Origin of the sequence: Chryseobacterium sp. S90 (genome assembly GCF_047444895.1) — a bacterium.
GTDB lineage: Bacteria > Bacteroidota > Bacteroidia > Flavobacteriales > Weeksellaceae > Chryseobacterium.
This window is the reverse complement of record NZ_JBLGCX010000002.1, coordinates 28,776-49,948: the sequence shown is the minus strand read 5'-3', so window position 1 is coordinate 49,948 and position 21,173 is coordinate 28,776. Positions and strand designations below refer to the sequence as shown.

The window sequence follows — 21,173 nt, the reverse complement described above, 5'->3', positions numbered from 1 at the left end:
TTGTAATTTGTTTATATAATATTCTTCTTAATAATTCTACCGGGATTTCCCACTACAACTGAATAGTCAGGGATGTCATTAATAATTACCGCTCCGGCACCTATTACACACCATTTTCCTATTTTAATTCCTTGTATTACCGAAGCACCGATTCCGATCTGAGAACCTTCTCCAATTTTCACTCCTCCTGCAAGTGCCGAATTGGGTGAGATATGAACAAAGTCTTCAACCACACAATCATGATCTACAGAGGCATTGGTATTGATGATGCAGTGCTTACCTATACTGGTATCAGCATTGATCACTACGCCACCCATTACTACTGTTCCCGGTTCAATCTTTACAGACCCTGAAATTATAGATTTTGGGTGTATTAAGATGCCTATCTCATTTTTAATTTGTTCTGATATTTTTTTACGAGTAGAATTATTTCCGATTGAAATAATCAGTTTTTCCTTATCTTCAGGTAAATTATTTAATACAGGAAAGCCATAGCATTCATTTTTAGTGATATCCTGATCTATGAATGCCTTAATCTTTATGTCATTAGCCATTGCAATATCTGCAATTACTTTTCCGTGTCCACTTGCTCCAAATAAATACATAACGATCAATTAATTTCCCTGAAAGGGTTCTATGGTTACATGTCCATCAGCAGAAACTCCTTCTCTTATAAAAACTTTCTTAGCTGTTAAAAAGAAGATTTTCACATCTAACATCAATGATATATTTTCTACATACCATACATCGTAATCAAATTTTTGATTCCATGATATTGCATTTCTACCATTCACCTGTGCCCAACCTGTGATTCCGGGTCTCACGTCATGTCTTCTGGCCTGATGTTCATTATATAGAGGTAAATACTGAACCAAAAGAGGTCTTGGTCCAATAAGTGACATATCTCCCTTCAAAACATTGATTAATTGTGGAATTTCATCCAAAGATGTTTTACGGACGAAAGATCCAATTGCTGTTAGTCTTTCTGCATCTGATAAAAGGTTTCCGTTAGAATCCTTTTTATCATTCATTGTTTTAAACTTTATAATTTTAAAAATCTTACCGTTTCTACCAGGCCTCTTTTGAAAGAAAAAGGGTTTACCATTGTTGGAAATAAACAATCCAATCATTACGATAAGAAAAATTGGAAGCAGAAAGGTAATTCCTATGAGAGCAACTACAAAGTCGAAAATCCTCTTTAAATAATTTTTGTACATTTTTAGAAATTAAGTGTATCAATCATCATATACTTTTTGTAAATATTTTTTTTAAATTTCCTGTGTTTTTACTGTATAACCAATACCTATAATTATTGAGCTAAAGTACAAAAATTCCGGTATATTGAAAAGATTGCAGGAAGTCTGTACTAAGGTAAAGTATTGCAAAAATAACGCAAAAATCAGTTTATAGTATATACTTCCCTTTTGAATTTTCCAAAATAAGGCAGCATTTTTTAAAACAGGTAAAAACTTTAGGAAATAAATAATTAACCCTAAAATACCCGTAGCCATTAAAAGTTCTAAAAAGATATTATGCGGATGAACTCCATCTTCATATAAAATCCTTCCACCTAAAAAGCGATTTGAATTAAAGATTTCAATAGCTCTGCTGTATAAAGGTCCTCTTCCTGATGTATCTCCATGTGCAACCCATTTATATATTCTGTTAAAGCTTGTTATTTGCTCATTTCCATAATATTCATGTAAAATAACCAAACCTATGAATAACAAAACCAATGTAATTATATATAACAGATATTTTTTATTTCCTTTTAAAAGAACCATGTAAAAAGAACACACAAAAACAGCTAATAACGGACTTCTTGCCATAGACTGAATCACATTGAAGAGACCTAAAAAAAGACAGAAAAATAAAAAAAATGAATTATAATCTTTTTTACAAAACAGAAGCAAAAATAACGATATGATAAACAATGAGGCACCTATATGTCCATACATTATATAGTATGTACTAAAAATATGATCTAATTTTATAAAACCATATATATAGTTGACAACGAGAAGACCACATAAAATAGTGATGCAGTAATTTGTTATGCTCTTGAAATCTACTTTATTGTAATTAATACATAATAATGCAAAACTTGGTAAAAGTACCATAAATAAAATTCTGAAAATATCTTCATTCTTTGATAATAGTACATCCTGATCAAAAGGATAATTATTAAATGAATAGATAAGCTTGATGATGTAAAAAATCCAGAATCCTACAAGGCTTATTATTGAAATATTTTTAAGATTAATATTTCTTCTTTCTCTATAGATGATCAATAAGGAAAATAGAATGATTAATATTCTATAGGGGATAGAAAAATTCCTGGGGTCCATTCCCAAAGGTTTTGCAAAAGAAATGGCGATAGTATTTCCCACCATAACAGACAACAGGAATAGTTTATCAATGAAATTATTATTAATAGTAATTTTCAAAATAGCCTATTATTTATTTCAGCCAGTGCAAAGCTACTTCTTTTGCTTTAGGGAATGAAATAAAATAGCATCCATGTATTTTTTCCCCAATACCGGATACGTTCTGTTTTCAAAAATCCATTTTCTGCCTTTATCACCTATCGCAATTCTTTCTTCTGAGCTTATATTGGCATAATATAAGATTGCATTTTTGATATCTTCTGCAGATGTGCTATTGATAAATTTACCACAATCCGCCTCATTTATCATAGAAGGATAACCGGTGTAGGAAGCAATAATCGGTTTTGCAGCCAACATATATTCTACCACTTTATTCATAGATTGCCCGTAGTCCCACACTTTTGAATCTTTAGTAGATAGGTACAGAATATCGCAAGCTTCAAGAAAATATTTAACTTCACTTTGCTGGATTCTTTGTAAAAATGTAACATTGGAACAATCTTTTAACTGTTCTTCGTAAGATTCTCTGAGATCACCACTTCCAACAAGTACAAAATGGATATTATGATCTTCCTTCATCATCTGTATGGTTTCAATAAAAGGTTCCAACGCATTGGTAACCCCCATACTTCCGGCATAGCCAACAATTACTTTACCTGATGGTATTATCTCTAAAAACGGATTTTTCTCTTTCAGGAATTCTTCAGAATAATTTTCAGGATCAAATCCTAATGGTGAACAATGGAAAGGTTTTTTATATCCGAGTAATTCTTCTACATGTAAATCCAGCCTTGGCATTGTACCCGCAACCAGATCAGCCTTTTTGTATCCAAACTTTTCTATAAATCCTATCAGTAAAACAAGGGGATGTGATTTAGAAAAACCAGCCTCTTCTGTCATCGTTAAAGGCCAGATATCACGGATTTCAAAAACCAGAAAACTGCCAAATTTCTTTTTCAGATAATAACCATAAATAATAGTAAAAATAGAAAGTGATGAAACAATAACCACATCAGGTTTTGTCATCCCGGAAAGTTTCATAGAAAACAGCTTTCTTTCAAAATCAAACCATGATAAAATCCTGTCTATAGATGCTGTTCTAGTATATTTTTTTGTTTTAATCCATCTTATGGCTACCCCATCCTGTTCTTCATCATTATAAATTTTGTCAGTTTCAGGACAATTGGTAAAATGATTAGAATCTGAAGTTATCATGAGGGTATTATTCCCCTGTCTTTTAAATTCTCTTGCCAAATAAAACAAACGTGACGGAACTTTTGCATATTGTGGTGGTGAGGCATATTTGGAAATCAGCCAGATATTTTTTTTCATTTTCACTAGTGCGAGGTTGGGTTTTTAATTGGATCAATTAGGAAATCAAGCATAATTGCTTCATTCAGAACATTACTGTTATTAAGGTTCTCAATTGTGAGACTGTTTTCCAATCTGCTGAAGTCTGATACAAAATCTTTGGCTTTAGATTTATTTTCTAAAATATTTGATTTTATTCTTTCTCCCACACCATCATTTACCCAATTCTGTGTAACATCAAAGCCTCTTTTCAAACGGTTCTTAAGAATATATCCAGGTACATCTTTCTTCATCATTTCACGTAATATCCATTTTCCATAACCATTTTTAATTTTAAGTAAATCCGGCAATGCTAAAGCAAATTCTACCAATCTGTAGTCCATAAAAGGCAGCCTGCTCTCGATAGAAAAATACATTGAGTTTCTATCTTCATATCTTAAAAGGGAAGGGATACTATATTTTTGGATATCTGAAATCTGTCTGTCTGATAGCGATGAATTTTCAAACAGATTTAAAGAAATTTCCGGTAAGCAATCCAGGAACGATGTATCTTTTCCTGTTGTCTTCAGATATCTGTTTTTTTCATTCCAATATGTTTTTATTTGTTTTACTTCAAATATCAACATAAGAGCTAATGAGTGAAAATATTGTAAGCCAGGTAGAATTTCTTTCTTTTCCATTGCTTTCCGCAATGCAACTATGAAAAATTTCCTATATCCAGCAAAAATTTCATCACCTCCCTGACCGCCTAATAATACTTTAATGTTCCTTTCTTTTACCTGCTTGTATACTTCGTGCTGTGCAATAATACTCAAGCCAAGAAATGGAGATTCCTGCGCCTGCATAGTTTGATCATAAATATTCCCCATTTCTTGTGCGGTATAAGAATGGTGAATATACTCAACATTAATATTTTTATCTTTTGCAAACTTATTAATAACAGGGCCTTCTGATTTTGGGTGATCAGGGGCTCCATAGCTGAAAGCCATGAGATGATCAACTTCTTTTGAAGTAATTGCAGCTATAGAGGAAGAATCTACTCCACCGCTCAAAGAAATAGCGAGGGGTACATCACTTCGTAAACGTATTTTTGTTGAATTTTCCAACAGAGTTTTTCCTTGCAGAATGAGTTCACTAGGGCTTAATGACTCCAGTTCCTTTCTTTTTTTTGCAACCTGCTCTTCCAGAGAATACCAGATCTTAGTCTCTGTTTTCAGTTCTTCTCCCAGTTTACATTTCATCAATGATCCCGGTAAAAGATATTTTACATTTTTGAAAGGAGTTCTATCTTCATATCCTTCGAAAAAACCAAATCTTATTCCACTGGAACAATATTCCAGATCTATCTCCTGATTTATTTGTTTCGCTACAGAAGCTATCGAAGAAGAAAATAGTAACTGCCCATCAAAAAAGGTATAAATTAATGGTTTAATTCCAAATCGGTCTCTTACCAGATAGAATTCTCCTTTTATCTTATCAAATAAACCAAAAACAAACATTCCGTTCAGCTTATTCAAGCAAGCTTCACCCCAGCACTCCCATGCTCTTAAAAGAACTTCAGTATCTCCTTTTGTCCTGAAAGCAAAACCCTTAGACACCAACTCTTGTCTGATTTCCTGATAGTTATATATTTCACCATTATAAGTGAGGCTATATCTTTCATCATCAGAAATCATTGGTTGGTTAGATGCTCCTGAAAGATCTATAATAGCCAGCCTTGAGTGAGCCAGCGTTACCGACCAATCTGCATATTCTGTTTTTTCAACTCCATAGTAATCCGGTCCTCTTCTTCGTATATAATTATGTAAATCACTTCCTTCTTTAAAATCGAGGTTTTGTGATCTTTTAAATTCTATTGCACCTGTTATTCCGCACATATTAGTTTGATAAAACTTTTTGATAAAACGTTAATAATTTCTCGGACTGGCTTTCCCATGAAAAATTTTCATAGACTAATTTTCTTCCCACTTCACCCATTTGTTTCGCTTTTTCTCTGTTAAGAATAAAGTAATCAATTGCATTAGCAATTTCCTTAGGTTTCTGAGGGTCTACAAAAATACAACATTCACTCCCTTTCAATAAATTCCTCCAGTATGGGAAATCTGAAGCAATAAAAGGAATTCCTGCAACCATGTATTCAAACATTTTTATAGGCAGACTCACTAAAAATGTTGGGATAGGATGCAAAGTAACCACACCAGCCAAGGAACGATTATAAATATTTTCCACTTCTTCAGAATTTACATATCCAAAATCATTGACAAGGTGATACTCTTGATGCAGTTTTATCTTTTCTTCCAAAGTGGGGGAAGAATACATACCTGCCAGATTCAGTCTGACCTGTGACTTTGTAAGCGCCAATGAATCCATCAGATCTTTAATGCCTCTTGTATCATCAATAGATCCTACATAGCATACTTCATTCTGTTTTTGATCCCAGGAAATTTGTTCCGGTTTATTATCAGATAAGATAGGATAATTATTGATATTTTCAGTTTGTCTGGCAAACTTTTTAAAATAGTTTTCAATATGAGGCGTAGCACCAATTACTCCATCTATCTTTTTACAAGTGTAGCATTCAAACTTCTCATATAATGTGGAAATTATATTTGAAACAGGAAATTTTAAATAAGGTGAAACTAAAATAGTGTTTACCGTATCTTCGTGGGAATCAAAGATTACTTTTTTATTTAATTTTTTCAATTTCTTTGCTATTAAAAGCAATTCAGGATCATGAAGATGAAATACATCGGCGTTGAGTTCTTTAGCTTTATTAAAGATTTCAAAGGTAGTTTGTGTAATTCTTTTCAATCTACCAGCCGGGGCTCCAATATCTATAATTTCTACATTGTCCACCACCTCGTTGCCTTTACCGTCAGCAACTACCAAAGTTATCTTAACATTTTTAGATGCCAGACTTTTACACATCTTATGAAATATTCTAGAATCATTTCTTGGATGAACACTCGTCAGATGGCATATGTGAAATGCGTATTTTTTATTCATTAATTGGATTTTGGACTTGAAATTATTTTTCTAAATACAATTTCGGAATTTTATTTACGATTTTAATTACCCTTTCAAAATCGAGCCCTAAAGTATCCAGATACCACCTGATATTCTGATAACGTGGAGTATTTTCTAATTCAACAAGTTCCAAAGCTTTTTCTCTTGTTATTTGCCCCTCTCTAATCTGATTACTTCTGAAAGTATCATGCTCCGTAAACCCGGCTACAGTATAATATACATAATTATAAAAAGCAGCTGTCCCATCACCAATTCTCCAGGTAGTAGTAGTATCTATTGCTTTTTCCCAATTATAATCGTTTAAAAGAGTATTGTCAACCTGCTCCTCATCCCATCTCCAGTAATCAAAAATATGGTAATAATCCTCTTTTTCAGTGAAGCTGCGATAGTATTCTCCTGAGAGAGTATCCCAAAGTGAACTATTGAAATATCCAGGGCTCTCCATCATTGCTCTGAATCTTTTAGAATGATATCTCAGCTGTTTCATAGCACCATGACTATATACTCTTTTTTCTTCAAAATCTGGCTCTATATCTAAGAAACCTGTTTTAAAGTGAGTTACTTCTAATGGATTTACTCCCCAAAGATTTAGATTAATTCCTGTTTGTTTTTTGATATCCTCCACATATCTAAAGAAATGTTTATCCCCTGCTGTAAGCATTGCCATCATTCCCAAATGGGGTGATTTAAGCCATGCTTCAAGGTTCATCCTGATATTCTTTCTTTTCAATGAAATATCTGCAGCCACAATAATGTTTTCCACACCAAGATCTGCGCACATACGGCTAATATTTCTTCGTCCAAGGTCTGTTACCATTCCCCAATCATAAGTATAGGTAACGGGTTTCATTTCCAGCTCTTTTACAATAAGATGTAGTCCGTAGCAGCTATCTCTACCTCCTGAAAAAGGGACAATACAGTCCAGTTCCTTCCCTTTTCTTCTGTATGGTTCAACCAGCTTAAATATTTCTTCTTTCGGTTTAGGATTATTTCTTGGTTTATAGCTTTTACAATAATTACATACCCCTACTTCATCAAATTTTATAAAAGGCATTGTCTCCGGAAGAATACATTTGGTACATCTTTTGATGTTTAGCTTTTTATATTCAAGTAGATTTTCTTCAATAGTATTAAATTTAAACTCGGGAATTAAATCTTCAACTCTGCTCTTTTCGTCCGTAACTGACAGGTTTTCTTGTGAAATTGGAATATCCAGAATCAAAGATTCTTCTTTGATCTGGGTAATATTTTCACATCCAATAATTCTAAGTCCATAGCTTTCTGATGCGAAATAAGTTTTATCCTCATTATACCCTACATATAAGCTGCCATTATTAGAAAAGAGAAGCAGTTTCCCTTTTTCCGGCAAAGCAAGAGCACAGGCAATAACTCCCTGACATAAAGAAAGTATCTTTTTAGGAAGATCTTCTATTTTATTGTCATTATTATGAAGAAACTCTTCTGCGATAGCAACAATAGCTTCAGAATCAATTTTTAATTGTCTGCTTATTGATAACTTGCTCCAGACTTCCTCTTCGTTTACAATAATTCCATTGTGTATTGCACATATATTTCCTCTGATTACCGGTTGGTTATCTCCCAGCCCATTTGTAATCAACCTGCTATGTCCTAAAACAATATTGTTATCATATGGTTTTACCTTGTTCAGTAATTTTTCAATGCTGTAATCAGCTCTGTTTACCTTATATTGATTATTTTGATAATAAATCAAACCACTAGAATCTACTCCTCTTTGTTCGGAATGTTTGACCAGAGTTTGAAATTTTTGTCTATTAATGCTGGTGTTCGATACAACACCAAAAATTCCACACATTTGTTTTATTTTTTTTAATCATTATATTTTTATCAATCAGTTTTTTCTAAAAATTCTAATTAATATTTTTTGCATATTTAAATAATATTTTTGACATTTGTCAATCTGAAGTCAAAAAATATATCATATCAAAAAAATATATTTAAATAACTATTTTCACAAAAAACATTAATACTCTTCTTTTAAAGATTAGTTTGCTTGAGATACAATAAAATCAACTATTCTTTTACTAGCATATCTTATTAACAGGATCCTAGTTTCAAATTCTGAGTCCTTAAATGCCTGATATAAAGGAGCCATTTATTAATATTTTTTCACTCTAGAGGTTTATTTGATTACTATTTACTCACTTGGAATATATTCTGGTGGAGCTTCACCTGTTCTTTTAAAATATTCATTTTTATTATATTGTATTCTATATTCATAGGGTAAATCTATTTTAAAAAGATGAACAAAATAACTTGAATAAGGAATATAGACATAAGTTGAATATATATTTTTAACATTGGCCAGAATCATATATAATACAAAAAATAACTTAATGAGAATATTTTTTTTAAATATATCATCTAAACTTATTGCTAATGCTATATATAAAAAGACTGCAAAATATATTGGAACTCTAAAAAAAGTTGGGATAAGCCCAACTGTGGCGATTAAAAAGAAATAGAGTATACTCATATTGAATACAGTCATACCAAATGAGGAGGATGCGATGATTTTTTTCCTATTGAACAGAATAAATAGAAAAAGAAAGTGGGTAAAAAACCATCCAATACTAAAATAACTATCATTTTGTTCTTCTATAAATCTCCTATAATATGATCCTATTAAAAAATTAAGCCAGCCAGGAAGCATATCAAGGATATTGATAATATTTTTAGGTGTCCAGGATAAAGTAAGGATAATGTAGATAAAAAATATTTTTAAATTTGATAATCTTTGAATCCTGAAAAAATAAGCAATAATTACTATTATACTGCTGACGTGAAACATGGAAGCTAAAAGAATAAACAGTATAAAATAGGCAAGTTTCTTTTGGATTAAAAAATCTAATGCCAGAACTATAACACCCAAAGCAATCATATACCTCAATGGGTTATCTACAAATATAAAGAGAGCATTAGTACATAAAAAAACAGAAAAAGAGAGTAAAAAACGATCCTGACTATATTTTCTTAAAAATTTGACTATTATAAAAAATACTATAATTTTCATAATAATCAAGAAAAAGAAAAAGGAAAACCCAAGGGATTTAAATAAAAGAATTAAAAGATAAAAAGCGGGTTCTTTATCTATTCTGCTAAAGGCATCAATATTGAAATCTTTATACAATACTTCATAACTTACCCAGTCACTACCGGTCATATAGCCACCACAAAATATAAAGACAGAGAAATAAATACAAAATTTCTCTATCATTTTTTTTACTTTATCATCTATTTTAAAACGTTTCCTATTGAAGCTGTAGAAAAAGCCAAACAAAATAGGAAATAGGTAATACATCATTTTTATAAAATTTATACAATTCAGGAATCATTTCTTTATGCTCATAGTTATTTTTCATAATATCAGCATTTTTTTTGAAATAAGAATAATTACTGAAAAATATTTTCAAATCATCAATTCCTGAAAAACATACACCATTTTTAAATTTTCTTACAAATGTACTTAACGTAAAGTTATCTTCATTAACAATAATTGGTACACCATTATTTGCTGCAGAATAAAGACGGTTAGGGGCACAATACTTATTATTAAAATTATAAACATCATAAAATAGTACTGCACCATCTACATACTTATAAAAATCACTTAATTCATTATAGTCAACATATCCGAAATTTTTAATTTTATTTTTTAGTTCGTCTTTTAAAATCTGTTCAAACTTTTCATAATCATTTTGTGAAACTCCAATAAAACATAATTTCCAATCGAAAGGAAGTGTTTCTATTACATCAACTAACTTTTTCGCCCCTCTTTCTTTACTTATCACCCCCTGATGCAATAAAATCTTTTTATTATCGTTTTTTATTAGATTTAATTTATCAAGTAAAATATTGTTGATTTTTCTAGAAAACTGATTTTTGAACTCAAAATTATCAACTATAATATGTTTTTTAATTTTATTTTTGTTCATCTTGAAAACAGCCTTTCTTCTATACTCATTCGTAATAATAAGTAATTCGCTCCATCGGATTATAGATTTTTCAATAAAATAAAAAAATGGTGAAATATTTTTATTTTTATAATGATAGAACTCTTTATCATCATAAACTAATGTAACTTTTCTATTAAAAAACTTGTATAATAAAGGTGCTATCAAGGTAACTTCATGGTGCAGCTGTATTGATTCTGGTCGATAATATATTAATTTAAAAAAAGAATTTATACTATACTCTAACAATCGCAGTGCTCTGAATACTTTAAATTTATTAAACTTTTCAAAAAACGATTTAAAATATATAATTCTTGTATTTTTTTGTAATCTGATTGTTTCATCTACATTTACATCATAGTTATATACAATAATTTCATCATTAGTGTAAGCAAATGATAGTGTATTTATTAATGAAAAAACACGACCATCAAAATTTAGATTAGTCTTCAAAAAAACCAAATGTGCTCTCTTTTTTTCTTTCATAATAAATTAAGATTTTTGACGAAGGTGATATTTAAAGAATAGAAGCTGAATAACAGAATGAATGGCATATGAAAACAAATAAGCTTTTGCAAATCCCATTGCTCCTTCATTGGATAAGGTATAATAATAAGCAAAACTTAATAGAGCACATGCCCAAACAGAATTCATCAAAAATCCTGACCACATTAATCCTTTACCCACTAAGGCCTGACCAAAAACACTATTTATAGAACTTAGAATTGCTGAAATTGCCAGAATAACCAATACATTACTTCCTCCTATAAATCCTTTCCCATAAAAATTCATTAGAAATTCCGATAGAAAGTATACTAATAATGCGACAGAAACCGTTACTGTAAAAACTACCAAAATATTAATTTTCAATATCTTATTAAAATTAGAACTTTCATTATTCCTTGAAAACATAGGTATTGCTATTTGAGAAAAAACTCCAGGTAAAAATAGAATTGCAGTTCTATACTGATTAGCAGCATCAAAGATTGCAATTTCTTTATATCCATTCACCTGATGAACAAGTATCATATTACAAACCCATAAAACAGGTGTAATCATTATTCCTGATAAAAATGCAGGTAACGTAAATTTATATAGGATAGGAAGCTGGTCCAAACAGTTAAAATAATCGACCTTAATACCAAACTCTTTTATTTTCTTTTTAACTTCAAAATGACCTACTAAGAAATTAAATAAATAAAATATTGCTAATCCAATTAATGCTGCGTATAAATTTGAATATACTTTAAACAATATAAGCTGCAATGGAAAAAAAAGGATTGTAGAAATAATGCTGACTTTAGCTACAGATTTATATGCCTCAAATCCAATTAAACTTCCATTATACAAACCATTCAATGCGCAGAGAAGAATTATTAAACTGCTAAACCTTATTTCTCCATCCAAATGTGGCGCATTTAAATATTCAGCTGCAATATAGGGGGCAAAAATACAAATAAGTGCAACAATCAATATTGCCGATAAATAGGTGAATATTATAGCAAGTGCCATAATTTTTCCTGCTTTTATTTTATCATTATTTTTATATTGTGATATAAATTTCGTGGTGGTAAGCCCTATCCCCAATCCAGCAAATAATGTAAATGTACTGATGGTTGATTTAAGCATAGCAAATTCCCCATAAAGTTTAAGTCCTAAATACCTTGCCGTTATAAACATTGAACAAAGCATTATTCCTTGACTCACCACGGAAGCTAGGGTGGCCCAAAAAATCCCCTGTCCCATTTTCTTGGGAATATTAGAAAGTAAAAAGGCTTTTAAACGATTAAAAAGTTTTATCATGTATAATTGGTTCTACTCAACATTCATATAATATTAAAAATTAATTACCTTTCCAAAAAACGGTAATTTTCTGCTGACAAAAAAGTTAATCAGGTTTAAAAGAGAAACAACAGCCTTCTAAAAACACAAAACATTAACAATATCAGATAACAACGTCTAAATTATTAATATTATTTATACGCATATATTCTTTCTATAATATCCACCACTTTAAGCCCTTCTAAAGCATTAGTAGTGATAGTATTTCTTCCTTTTAATACATCTACAACATTTTCAATGATAAAGTGATGATTAGCCGCAGATCCTTTGTAAGCACCATAATCATTTCCAGGATTCGTTGGAGCTAATTCCGGCATTACATAGTCTTTTATATTACAAACTTCTACTTTATCCATGTACTGTCCTCCGATTTTCACGGCTCCATGTTCTGCAATGATTGTCATGGAACTTTCAAGATTCTGATTCCACACTGAAGTAGAATAATTTAATGATCCCATTCCTCCGTCTACAAAATCAAAGCTAACGAAGCCTGAGTCTTCAAAATCAGTTAGCGTCTCATGATTAAAATCTGCAAATTTTGCCTGAATATTGGTAATATCACCGAATAACCAATACATAATATCTATAAAGTGAGAAAACTGTGTAAATAAGGTTCCCCCATCCAGCTCTTTCTTTCCATGCCATGATTCCGGTTTATAATATCGGTCATCACGATTCCAGTAGCAATTAAGCTGAACCATATATATTTTACCAAGTTTTCCGCTCTCTACCATTTCTTTTACCCACGCCGAAGGTGGAGAGTATCTGTTTTGCATTACTGCAAAAACTTGCTTATGCTTGTGCAATGCCTGAAAAATAAGTTTTTCGGCATGCTGTTTTTTCAGAGCCATTGGTTTTTCTACCACAACGTGCTTTCCTGAATCTATCACTTTATAAGACTGTTCAAAGTGGAATCCGTTTGGTGATGCGATGTTAATAACATCCACTTCAATCCCGGAAGCCAAAAATTCATCCAATGAAGCAAAAAAGGGTACTTTATAATTTTCAATGCCCAGTACAGATTTATCTTTAATATCGATTAATCCAACCAATTCACATTCCTCATTTCTTGAGATCATTTCGGCATGTCTTTTTCCGATATGTCCGCAGCCAACTACTGCAAATTTGATTTTTTCACTCATTTGTTTGTTTTTAAATTTTAGAAACTTTGTTATTTTCTAATTTGTATTTTTCTCCACTTTCTTCACAAACGGCAATATTTTCTGCATCAAAATGAAGTCTTTGCCCAAATTCACTCATCCACCCCATTTGTCTGGCCGGGTTTCCTACCACCAAGGCATAATCCGGCACTTCTTTTGTGACTACAGCTCCTGCTCCAATAAAAGCATACTGACCTATATTATGTCCACAGACAATAGTTGCATTCGCTCCTATAGATGCACCTTTTCCAACATGTGTTTTCAGATATTCATTCTTTCTGTTTACAGCACTTCTAGGATTTATTACGTTGGTAAAAACCATTGAAGGGCCTAAAAAGACATCATCGTCACATGTTACTCCTTCATAAATAGAAACATTATTCTGAACTTTTACATTCTTTCCTAACACTACTTTTGGAGAAATAACAACGTTTTGTCCTATATTACATTTTTCTCCTAAAACACAGCCGGTCATAAGGTGTGAAAAATGCCAAACTTTCGTTCCGGTCCCTATCTGGCAACCTTCATCAATAACAGCTGTTTCGTGTGCAAAAAAATCTGACATATCTGCTTTATATTAATTAAAATAATTCTTAATTTCTGTAACAATAACATCTAATACTTCCTGATCAAATTCTGTATGTACGGGAAGGGAAATCACTTCGGTGCAAAGTTGTTCCGTAACAGGAAGGCTAAAGCCTTCTTCTACATATTGAAGAAAAGCTTCTTGCTTATAAAGGGGCAAAGGATAATATATCATACTTGGAATATTCTTTTCTGCCAAGTATTTTTGTAGTTCATCTCTTTTCCCATTTTTTACTCTAAGGGTATACTGATGGAATACATGAGTAGAGTTTTCAGCTCTTTTGGGAGTTTGAATTTCGGCAATATCTGCAAGATTTTTATCATAATAATCAGCCATCCTGTTTCTGGCTGCTGAATATTTGTCCAAATGTTTTAACTTAACTTTTAAAACAGCTGCCTGAATTGTATCCAATCTGGAATTACAGCCTAAAACTTTATGATAATATTTCTTTTCCTGACCATGGTTGGCAATCATTCTTATTTTTAAAGCCAGATCATCATCATTCGTCATTAACGCACCTCCATCACCATAGCAACCAAGGTTTTTTGATGGAAAAAATGAGGTACATCCTATATGGCCGATAGTCCCTGTCTTTTTGACAGTTCCATCAGAAAAAGTATAATCAGAACCAATTGCCTGAGCATTATCTTCTATAACAAAAAGATTGTGTTTTTCTGCAAATTCAAGAATCTTTTGCATGTTGGCACTTTGGCCATATAAATGAACGGGAACAATTGCTTTGGTATTGGGTGTCAGATATTTTTGTAAATCTTCCAGCTCAATATCAAAAGTATCTTCGTTTACATCCACCATTACCGGTTTTAATCCTAAAAGACCAATAACTTCAGCTGTAGCTACGTAAGTGAAAGCCGGGCAGATAATTTCGTCACCGGGTTGCAGATCAAGTGCCATCATGGCAATTTGAAGGGCGTCTGTTCCGTTAGCACATGGAATAACATGTTTTACGCCCAAATATTTTTCAAAATCCTGTTGAAATTCTTTTACAGCAGGACCGTTAATAAATGCTGTATTGTTTATACATTCCTGGATACCGGCATCTACGTCTTCTTTTATTTTCAGGTATTGACCTTTAAGGTCAACCATTTGAATTTTCATATCTTTAGTTTTTTGAGTGCACGTAGAGGTGCATTTTAATTCACGATAAGCTCACTGATCTTATTTCCTATAGAAAGACAGGAAGTGGCTGCAGGAGAGGGTGCATTTCTAACGTGAATGATGTTTCCGTTTTTTACGATATCAAAATCATCAATTAGTCCTCCATTTCTGTCACAAGCCTGAGCTCTTACACCTGAGCCTCCTGCTACGAGGTCATTTTCCTGTATTTCCGGTAAAAGTTTCTGTAAAGCTTTTGTAAATGCGGATTTGGAAAGTGAACGGTGCATTTCTCCCATTCCAGTTTTCCCATATTTCGCAACAATTTTTCTAAATCCAGGCCATAGCATGGTCTGCATTGTTTCGTTGAAATTGAAATCAAAAAAATGATATCCTTCCTTTTTGAAAGCCAGCACTGCATTAGGACCAGCTTCGATATTACCATCAATCATTCTGGTAAAGTGTACTCCAAGGAACGGAAAACTAGGGTCAGGAACCGGGTAAATAAGATGTTTTACCAAATATTTTTTTTCATCCTTAATTTTATAATATTCTCCTCTGAACGGAATAATGACCACATCGTTTTTTTCGTTGGTCATTTTGGTGATCTTATCAGAATAGAGTCCTGCACAGGAAATCAGCTTTTTGGTTTTAAATTCGGAAATATTGGTGTTTACAATAATTTCAGATCCTTTATCAAGGATGTTTTTTACTTCATTGTTGAATCTTACTTCGCCTCCTAATTCTTCAAAAAGCTCTTTTATTTTTTTTGCTATTCCCGGATAATCAATAATTCCGGTTTGTGGCACTTTTATTGCTCTTATACCTTCACAGTGAGGTTCAATTTCACGGAATTCTTCTCTTGAAAGGTATTTTAAGTTTTGCAGACCGTTTTCAATACCTCTTTTATAAATATTATCTAAAAGGGGTAATTCTTCCTGTGAGGTAGCTACAATTATTTTTCCGCAGAGGTCGTATTTAATCCCGTGTTTTTCGGCAAAATTAATGACTGAATTATATCCTTCGATACAGTTTTTTGCTTTAAGGCTGCCTGGTTTATAATAAATCCCACTATGGATTACGCCGCTGTTGTGTCCCGATTGGTGCAATGCAACATCGTTTTCTTTTTCTAAAATTAAAATCTTAGAATCAGGATTTTTCAGCTTAGTCTGATAGGCTGTAGCCAAACCCACCAAACCCGCACCAATGATTATAATATCATAGTTCATTATCTGTTACAGTCTTGCATCCACCAGATTTCTGTCTAAACATGCTTTGGTATCAAAAACCACAGCATTTTCTTTTTTAAGCTGATCTATATCCATTTCCAGAAACTCGTTATGAGATACTGCAATAACTAAAGAATCATACTTTTTCCCTTCCTGCAAAGTATCCAGAATATCAATTCCATATTCGTGTTTTACTTCCTCTTTGCTTGCCCACGGATCATAAATGTCTACATTTACTCCATAATCAGCAAGTTCTCTGTAAATATCAACAACTTTGGTATTTCTGACATCCGGACAGTTTTCTTTGAATGTAACTCCTAAAATCAAGGCATTAGAATTTTTGATCACTCCACCTTTTGCAATAAGAAGTTTCACTACTTTAGCAGCAACAAACTTAGCAATAGAATCGTTTACACGTCTTCCGGATAAGATAACATCAGGGTGGTATCCTAACTGCTCTGCCTTGTGTGCAAGATAATAAGGATCTACGGAGATACAATGTCCTCCTACTAATCCCGGTTTATATTTAAGGAAATTATATTTTGTACCTGCAGCTTCCAATACATCATTGGTATCGATTCCTACTCTATCAAAAATTAAAGCCAATTCGTTCACAAAAGAAATATTAACGTCTCTTTGTGCATTTTCAATAGCTTTAGAAGCTTCTGCTACTTTAATGCTGGGTGCCTTGTGAGTTCCAGCAGTAATGATTTTCTTATATAGATTATCAACTTCTTCGGCAATCTTTTCCGTAGAGCCTGAAGTTACTTTTTTAACACTTGTAAGCGTATTTACCTTATCTCCCGGATTAATTCTTTCCGGCGAGTATCCTACAAAAAAGTCTTCGTTAAACTGAAGTCCTGAATATTTTTCAAGAACCGGTACGCATTCTTCTTCTGTACATCCTGGAAAGACTGTAGATTCATAAATAACAATATCTCCTTTTTTGATAATTTCTCCCAACATTTTTGAGGCAGAAATCAATGGATTCAGATCCGGGGCATTATATTTATCAATAGGGGTAGGAACTGTTACAATGAATACATTAGCTTCAGAAATATCAGACAACAGACTTGTTGCTTTGTATCCTAAAGAACCATTAGATTCATTATATTTTTTCAGTCCGTTATTTAATTTATCAACATCTGCTTCAAGCGTTATATCCTTTCCGTTGTTAAGCTGCTCAACACGCTGTGTATTGATATCAAATCCAAAGACAGGATAGTGATCTGCAAATTCAAGAGATAAAGGTAGACCTACATAACCCTGGCCTATAACTGCTATTTTATATGTTGTTATCATTAACTAAGTTTATTTTTTATTTTTTGAAACCAAGATTGTTCTGTATGTTGGTTATAACCATAACCGTACTTGTTGCTATATCCTAAATTCTCTCTGCTTACATCGTTAAGTACAAATCCGACATTTCTGATTTTTTTCTGATCAATATTGCTATTTGCAAAGTCTAATAACGTCTTTTCTGTATATTTAGATCTGGACACATAAATAGTAATATCAGAAAGTTCTGCAATAAGGAATGTATCCGTAACAAGAAGCAATGGTGCGGTATCCAGGATAATATATTCATATTTATCTTTCAACTCGCTTAGTAGGATTTCATAACGACCATTGGATAACAATTCTGTCGGATTAGGAGGAATCATTCCTGAATAAATTACATCCAGGTAAGGATTAAAAGATGATACGTGAATAATATCTTCAAGTTTAGTATTGTCATCATAAAGATACTCTGTAAGTCCGGCGAGTCCCTTTCTTGCAGGATTATATCTTTGAAGCTGAGGATTCCTGATATCAGATCCTATGATAATAGCTTTTTTCTTAGGGTTGGCAAGTGTTAAAGCTAAATTTACAGAAGTAAAGGTTTTTCCTTCTCCTTTTACTGTTGAAGTAACAAATACTACTTTTCCTTTTTTCTCTTTTGAAAGCATGAAATTCATATTGGTAATAAGAATTCTAAATGCTTCCGCCATAGGGGTAATATCGTTCATTTTTACTATTTCAGAATCACCTTTTTCAAGGCTTGGTAATTCCGCAATAATAGGTCCATGCACCAGCTTTTCAAGATCATGTTTTGTAACAACTTTATTGTTAAACAATTGAGTCAGATAAATGAAAGCAAAAGGAATTAATAATCCAAAAATGAAAGAAGCCGCTAAAATGACCTCTCTTTTAGGTGAAACAGGTCCTCCGGATGCATAAGCAGAATCAACAATCTTAGCTTTCGGAGCAGTGATAGATTGTGCAATGGCAGTTTCTTCTCTTTTTTGCAATAATAACAAATACAGATTTTCTTTAATTTGTTGCTGTCTTTCAATACTCCTAAACATTTTTTCAATAGAAGGAAGTTTTGATATTTTTCCAGAAACTTTACTTTGTTCTCCTAAATATTCATTTCTTGCCAGCTCAAGTCCTGTTTTGTTTTTCTGAAGACTCTGCATAATAGAACTCCGCATAGCATTAATTTGTTTTGTAACATCTATAACAGTAGGGTTTTCAGATGTTGCAGACTCCAAAAGTCTGTTTCTTTGTAATACCAATTGATTATAGGTAGAAATTCCACTTATAGCTTCGGTATTATTTAGTCCAACATTAGCAGGCAGAACTTGGTATTGTCCTTGATTTGAAACATAATTAATCAAAGAGTTTGTAAGTTCCAATTGTGCATCTATTTCCAATTGTTTACCTCTTGCTGCAGCAGAACTTTCCAAACCTATTTTAGCCTCAGTTTCTATGTCAATAATATTATTTTTGGACTTAAAGTTTTCTTTTTGGTCTTCAACTTCTCCCAGCTCTCCGGATAGCTTTTTGATTCTGTCTTCAATAAAATCAAGAGTCTTTTTTGACTCTGAATTTTTATCAGACATTGCATCATTATTGTAGGCTACAACTAAATTGTTTAGAATATCTTCTGCTTTTACTATTTGTGGGTAATTCAGACCTAATCTAAGTACAGTTGCTTCTTTATTAACCAGATCCACACTTAATCCACCCTGTAAACTATTTACTTTTTCATTTACTGTAGAAATATGCAACTCCAGGTTTTTCATATCAACTCCAAGATTACCCGGAGCGAATTCTTTATTTTTTGTTATAATTATATTAGCAAAAGGAAGACTTATAGTTTTCCCATATGTTGTAATAATTTCTTTTGACAGACTTTTCGAAGTGAGTACAAGTTTATCCTTATCGATTGTAAGTTTTATAGGGCTTACAGGCTTATCAGTTTGTTTTTCTTCAATAACCTTAACGTCTATTGGGTTCGTTTTTTTATATAGCTCTATTTTAGTAACTCTTCCTTTTCCTATTACATTTACCTGTAAATTTTGATTGATAACAACCTCGCGCATCATCTTTTTAGATTTCAGTATCTCTATTTCATTAGCAATACTATTTGTTTTAAGACCGCCCAAACCTGATAAATCTGGTAATACTCCGAGATCACTTCCCATCATAGGCGAAGAGTTCCTTGCATCTTTGATTAAAACTGTAGTCTGAACATTATATATTGGTGTCATGAATTTAAGCACTACAAATCCTATTACTAGGGCTATAAATGCACTTATAATAAACCAAGGCCATTTTCTCAGGTATGGTTTTATAATTTCACTAATGCTAATACTATTTGAGTTGTTTTCTACTTCTGAAAATTCTGAAGATTGCTGGTTATCCATCAATTTTTATTTCTTATTAAATAAACTTACTACTACGGCAACGGCTGTAACCGCAATAGAAATAGCGGTCAGATAAAGTCCAGTGTTAGGATTTTGTTTTGCCATAACATCTTTTGTATTGTTTGAGGAAACAATAATGGCATCCCCTTGTTTCAGGTTATAGTATGGAGAATTAATTAAATTAGCATCATGAAGATTAATACGGCCATGAGAAACAACGCCATTTTCTGTTCTTACCACCAATATATCATTTCTTTTTCCATACTGAGTCAAATCACCAGCCATACCTAACGCATTTAAAATAGTGGCTTGCCCGTTTACTATAGTATAGTCACCCTGTCTATTTACCTCCCCTAGTACTGTAACTTTAAAATTCGAAAGTCTAACGTTTATTGTCGGGTTAATAACATATTTTGTCATTTTTTCCCTTAGTTCATCTTTAAATATTGTCAAACTTTTATCTGATGTATTCAGTTTTCCCAATATTGGAAAATCAATGTCTCCATTGGCATCTACAATATATGTTGGACCTGATAGTATTGTTGCTCCTTGATTAGGAGTATTTCCTCCTGCTATAGCATTTGTTTGGATAAGTTCTGATGAAGAATAATTCTGATTAAAAGGTTTTACAACATCCATATCCTTTGCCGTGATCAGAATAACCAGCTGATCCCCTGCTTGAATTGTATTTGCAGAATTTTTAGCAGAAGCATTGATTGCAACCTGTTCTATATTCTGCATATAATTTAAATCATTCTTTGCATTGGGATTAACTTTACAGGAAATCACTAAAGAGGACACTAAGATTACTGCTAATATTTTTCCTTTCATTAT

17 protein-coding genes are annotated in these 21,173 nt (G+C 32.3%); all 17 read right to left on the bottom strand.

From position 1 onward, the window contains the following. Positions 1-11: 11 nt before the first annotated feature. Positions 12-605 (bottom strand): acetyltransferase, encoded by a 594-nt coding sequence (locus ACLMCG_RS07965; protein WP_413961096.1) that lies wholly within the window; start codon positions 603-605, stop codon positions 12-14. A 9-nt stretch (positions 606-614) separates the two neighbouring features. Beyond that, positions 615-1,217: a sugar transferase gene (locus tag ACLMCG_RS07960; protein ID WP_413961097.1), complete on the bottom strand. Its 603-nt coding sequence runs from the start codon at positions 1,215-1,217 to the stop codon at positions 615-617. Between the two features lie 51 nt (positions 1,218-1,268). Continuing rightward, a complete protein-coding gene (locus ACLMCG_RS07955) occupies positions 1,269-2,447 on the bottom strand; it encodes an O-antigen ligase family protein (protein ID WP_413961098.1) in 1,179 nt (392 codons plus the stop codon). 33 nt (positions 2,448-2,480) lie between these two features. Continuing rightward, positions 2,481-3,719, bottom strand: a complete 1,239-nt coding sequence (locus ACLMCG_RS07950; RefSeq protein WP_413961099.1) for a glycosyltransferase family 4 protein — start codon at positions 3,717-3,719, stop codon at positions 2,481-2,483. 5 nt (positions 3,720-3,724) lie between these two features. Beyond that, positions 3,725-5,575 carry an asparagine synthase (glutamine-hydrolyzing) gene (gene asnB / locus ACLMCG_RS07945; protein WP_413961100.1) on the bottom strand — a complete coding sequence of 617 codons (1,851 nt, stop codon included), beginning with the start codon at positions 5,573-5,575 and terminating at the stop codon, positions 3,725-3,727. Position 5,576: 1 nt separating this feature from the next. Further along, on the bottom strand, positions 5,577-6,704 hold the full coding sequence (locus ACLMCG_RS07940) for a glycosyltransferase (protein WP_413961101.1): 1,128 nt from the start codon (positions 6,702-6,704) through the stop codon (positions 5,577-5,579). Between the two features lie 22 nt (positions 6,705-6,726). Next, positions 6,727-8,559: a hypothetical protein gene (locus ACLMCG_RS07935; protein WP_413961102.1), complete on the bottom strand. Its 1,833-nt coding sequence runs from the start codon at positions 8,557-8,559 to the stop codon at positions 6,727-6,729. Positions 8,560-8,901: 342 nt separating this feature from the next. Further along, entirely contained in the window at positions 8,902-9,981 is a 1,080-nt protein-coding gene (locus ACLMCG_RS07930; RefSeq protein ID WP_414136871.1) for an EpsG family protein, read from the bottom strand. Positions 9,982-10,015: 34 nt separating this feature from the next. Next, positions 10,016-11,203 (bottom strand): glycosyltransferase, encoded by a 1,188-nt coding sequence (locus ACLMCG_RS07925; RefSeq protein WP_413961104.1) that lies wholly within the window; start codon positions 11,201-11,203, stop codon positions 10,016-10,018. Positions 11,204-11,209: 6 nt separating this feature from the next. Continuing rightward, positions 11,210-12,520 carry an oligosaccharide flippase family protein gene (locus ACLMCG_RS07920; RefSeq protein ID WP_413961105.1) on the bottom strand — a complete coding sequence of 437 codons (1,311 nt, stop codon included), beginning with the start codon at positions 12,518-12,520 and terminating at the stop codon, positions 11,210-11,212. A 170-nt stretch (positions 12,521-12,690) separates the two neighbouring features. After that, positions 12,691-13,701, bottom strand: a complete 1,011-nt coding sequence (locus ACLMCG_RS07915) for a Gfo/Idh/MocA family protein (protein ID WP_413961106.1) — start codon at positions 13,699-13,701, stop codon at positions 12,691-12,693. Positions 13,702-13,711: 10 nt separating this feature from the next. Further along, on the bottom strand, positions 13,712-14,284 hold the full coding sequence (locus tag ACLMCG_RS07910) for an acyltransferase (protein ID WP_309436254.1): 573 nt from the start codon (positions 14,282-14,284) through the stop codon (positions 13,712-13,714). A 12-nt stretch (positions 14,285-14,296) separates the two neighbouring features. Next, complete coding sequence (locus tag ACLMCG_RS07905) at positions 14,297-15,421, bottom strand: DegT/DnrJ/EryC1/StrS family aminotransferase (protein WP_223600054.1); 1,125 nt, start codon at positions 15,419-15,421, stop codon at positions 14,297-14,299. Positions 15,422-15,456: 35 nt separating this feature from the next. Then, on the bottom strand, positions 15,457-16,647 hold the full coding sequence (gene lhgO, locus ACLMCG_RS07900; protein ID WP_413961107.1) for an L-2-hydroxyglutarate oxidase: 1,191 nt from the start codon (positions 16,645-16,647) through the stop codon (positions 15,457-15,459). Between the two features lie 6 nt (positions 16,648-16,653). Continuing rightward, entirely contained in the window at positions 16,654-17,949 is a 1,296-nt protein-coding gene (locus tag ACLMCG_RS07895) for a nucleotide sugar dehydrogenase (RefSeq protein ID WP_413961108.1), read from the bottom strand. Next, complete coding sequence (locus tag ACLMCG_RS07890) at positions 17,949-20,339, bottom strand: GumC family protein (RefSeq protein ID WP_413961109.1); 2,391 nt, start codon at positions 20,337-20,339, stop codon at positions 17,949-17,951. Before ACLMCG_RS07890 ends, ACLMCG_RS07895 begins: the two co-directional genes overlap by 1 nt. A gap of 6 nt (positions 20,340-20,345) precedes the next feature. After that, positions 20,346-21,170 carry a polysaccharide biosynthesis/export family protein gene (locus ACLMCG_RS07885; protein ID WP_413961110.1) on the bottom strand — a complete coding sequence of 275 codons (825 nt, stop codon included), beginning with the start codon at positions 21,168-21,170 and terminating at the stop codon, positions 20,346-20,348. Positions 21,171-21,173 lie beyond the last annotated feature (3 nt).

Bases quoted from the DNA above. Each gene is read 5' to 3' on its own strand.
- ACLMCG_RS07890 (WP_413961109.1), bottom strand. From the start codon at position 20,339: ATGGATAACCAGCAATCTTCAGAATTTTCAGAAGTAGAAAACAACTCA.
- ACLMCG_RS07925 (WP_413961104.1), bottom strand. From the start codon at position 11,203: ATGAAAGAAAAAAAGAGAGCACATTTGGTTTTTTTGAAGACTAATCTA.
- ACLMCG_RS07950 (WP_413961099.1), bottom strand. From the start codon at position 3,719: ATGAAAAAAAATATCTGGCTGATTTCCAAATATGCCTCACCACCACAA.
- ACLMCG_RS07965 (WP_413961096.1), bottom strand. From the start codon at position 605: ATGTATTTATTTGGAGCAAGTGGACACGGAAAAGTAATTGCAGATATT.
- ACLMCG_RS07935 (WP_413961102.1), bottom strand. From the start codon at position 8,559: ATGTGTGGAATTTTTGGTGTTGTATCGAACACCAGCATTAATAGACAA.
- ACLMCG_RS07910 (WP_309436254.1), bottom strand. From the start codon at position 14,284: ATGTCAGATTTTTTTGCACACGAAACAGCTGTTATTGATGAAGGTTGC.
- ACLMCG_RS07930 (WP_414136871.1), bottom strand. From the start codon at position 9,981: ATGATAGAGAAATTTTGTATTTATTTCTCTGTCTTTATATTTTGTGGT.
- ACLMCG_RS07895 (WP_413961108.1), bottom strand. From the start codon at position 17,949: ATGATAACAACATATAAAATAGCAGTTATAGGCCAGGGTTATGTAGGT.
- ACLMCG_RS07920 (WP_413961105.1), bottom strand. From the start codon at position 12,520: ATGATAAAACTTTTTAATCGTTTAAAAGCCTTTTTACTTTCTAATATT.
- ACLMCG_RS07960 (WP_413961097.1), bottom strand. From the start codon at position 1,217: ATGTACAAAAATTATTTAAAGAGGATTTTCGACTTTGTAGTTGCTCTC.
- asnB (WP_413961100.1), bottom strand. From the start codon at position 5,575: ATGTGCGGAATAACAGGTGCAATAGAATTTAAAAGATCACAAAACCTC.
- ACLMCG_RS07905 (WP_223600054.1), bottom strand. From the start codon at position 15,421: ATGAAAATTCAAATGGTTGACCTTAAAGGTCAATACCTGAAAATAAAA.
- lhgO (WP_413961107.1), bottom strand. From the start codon at position 16,647: ATGAACTATGATATTATAATCATTGGTGCGGGTTTGGTGGGTTTGGCT.
- ACLMCG_RS07885 (WP_413961110.1), bottom strand. From the start codon at position 21,170: ATGAAAGGAAAAATATTAGCAGTAATCTTAGTGTCCTCTTTAGTGATT.
- ACLMCG_RS07940 (WP_413961101.1), bottom strand. From the start codon at position 6,704: ATGAATAAAAAATACGCATTTCACATATGCCATCTGACGAGTGTTCAT.
- ACLMCG_RS07915 (WP_413961106.1), bottom strand. From the start codon at position 13,701: ATGAGTGAAAAAATCAAATTTGCAGTAGTTGGCTGCGGACATATCGGA.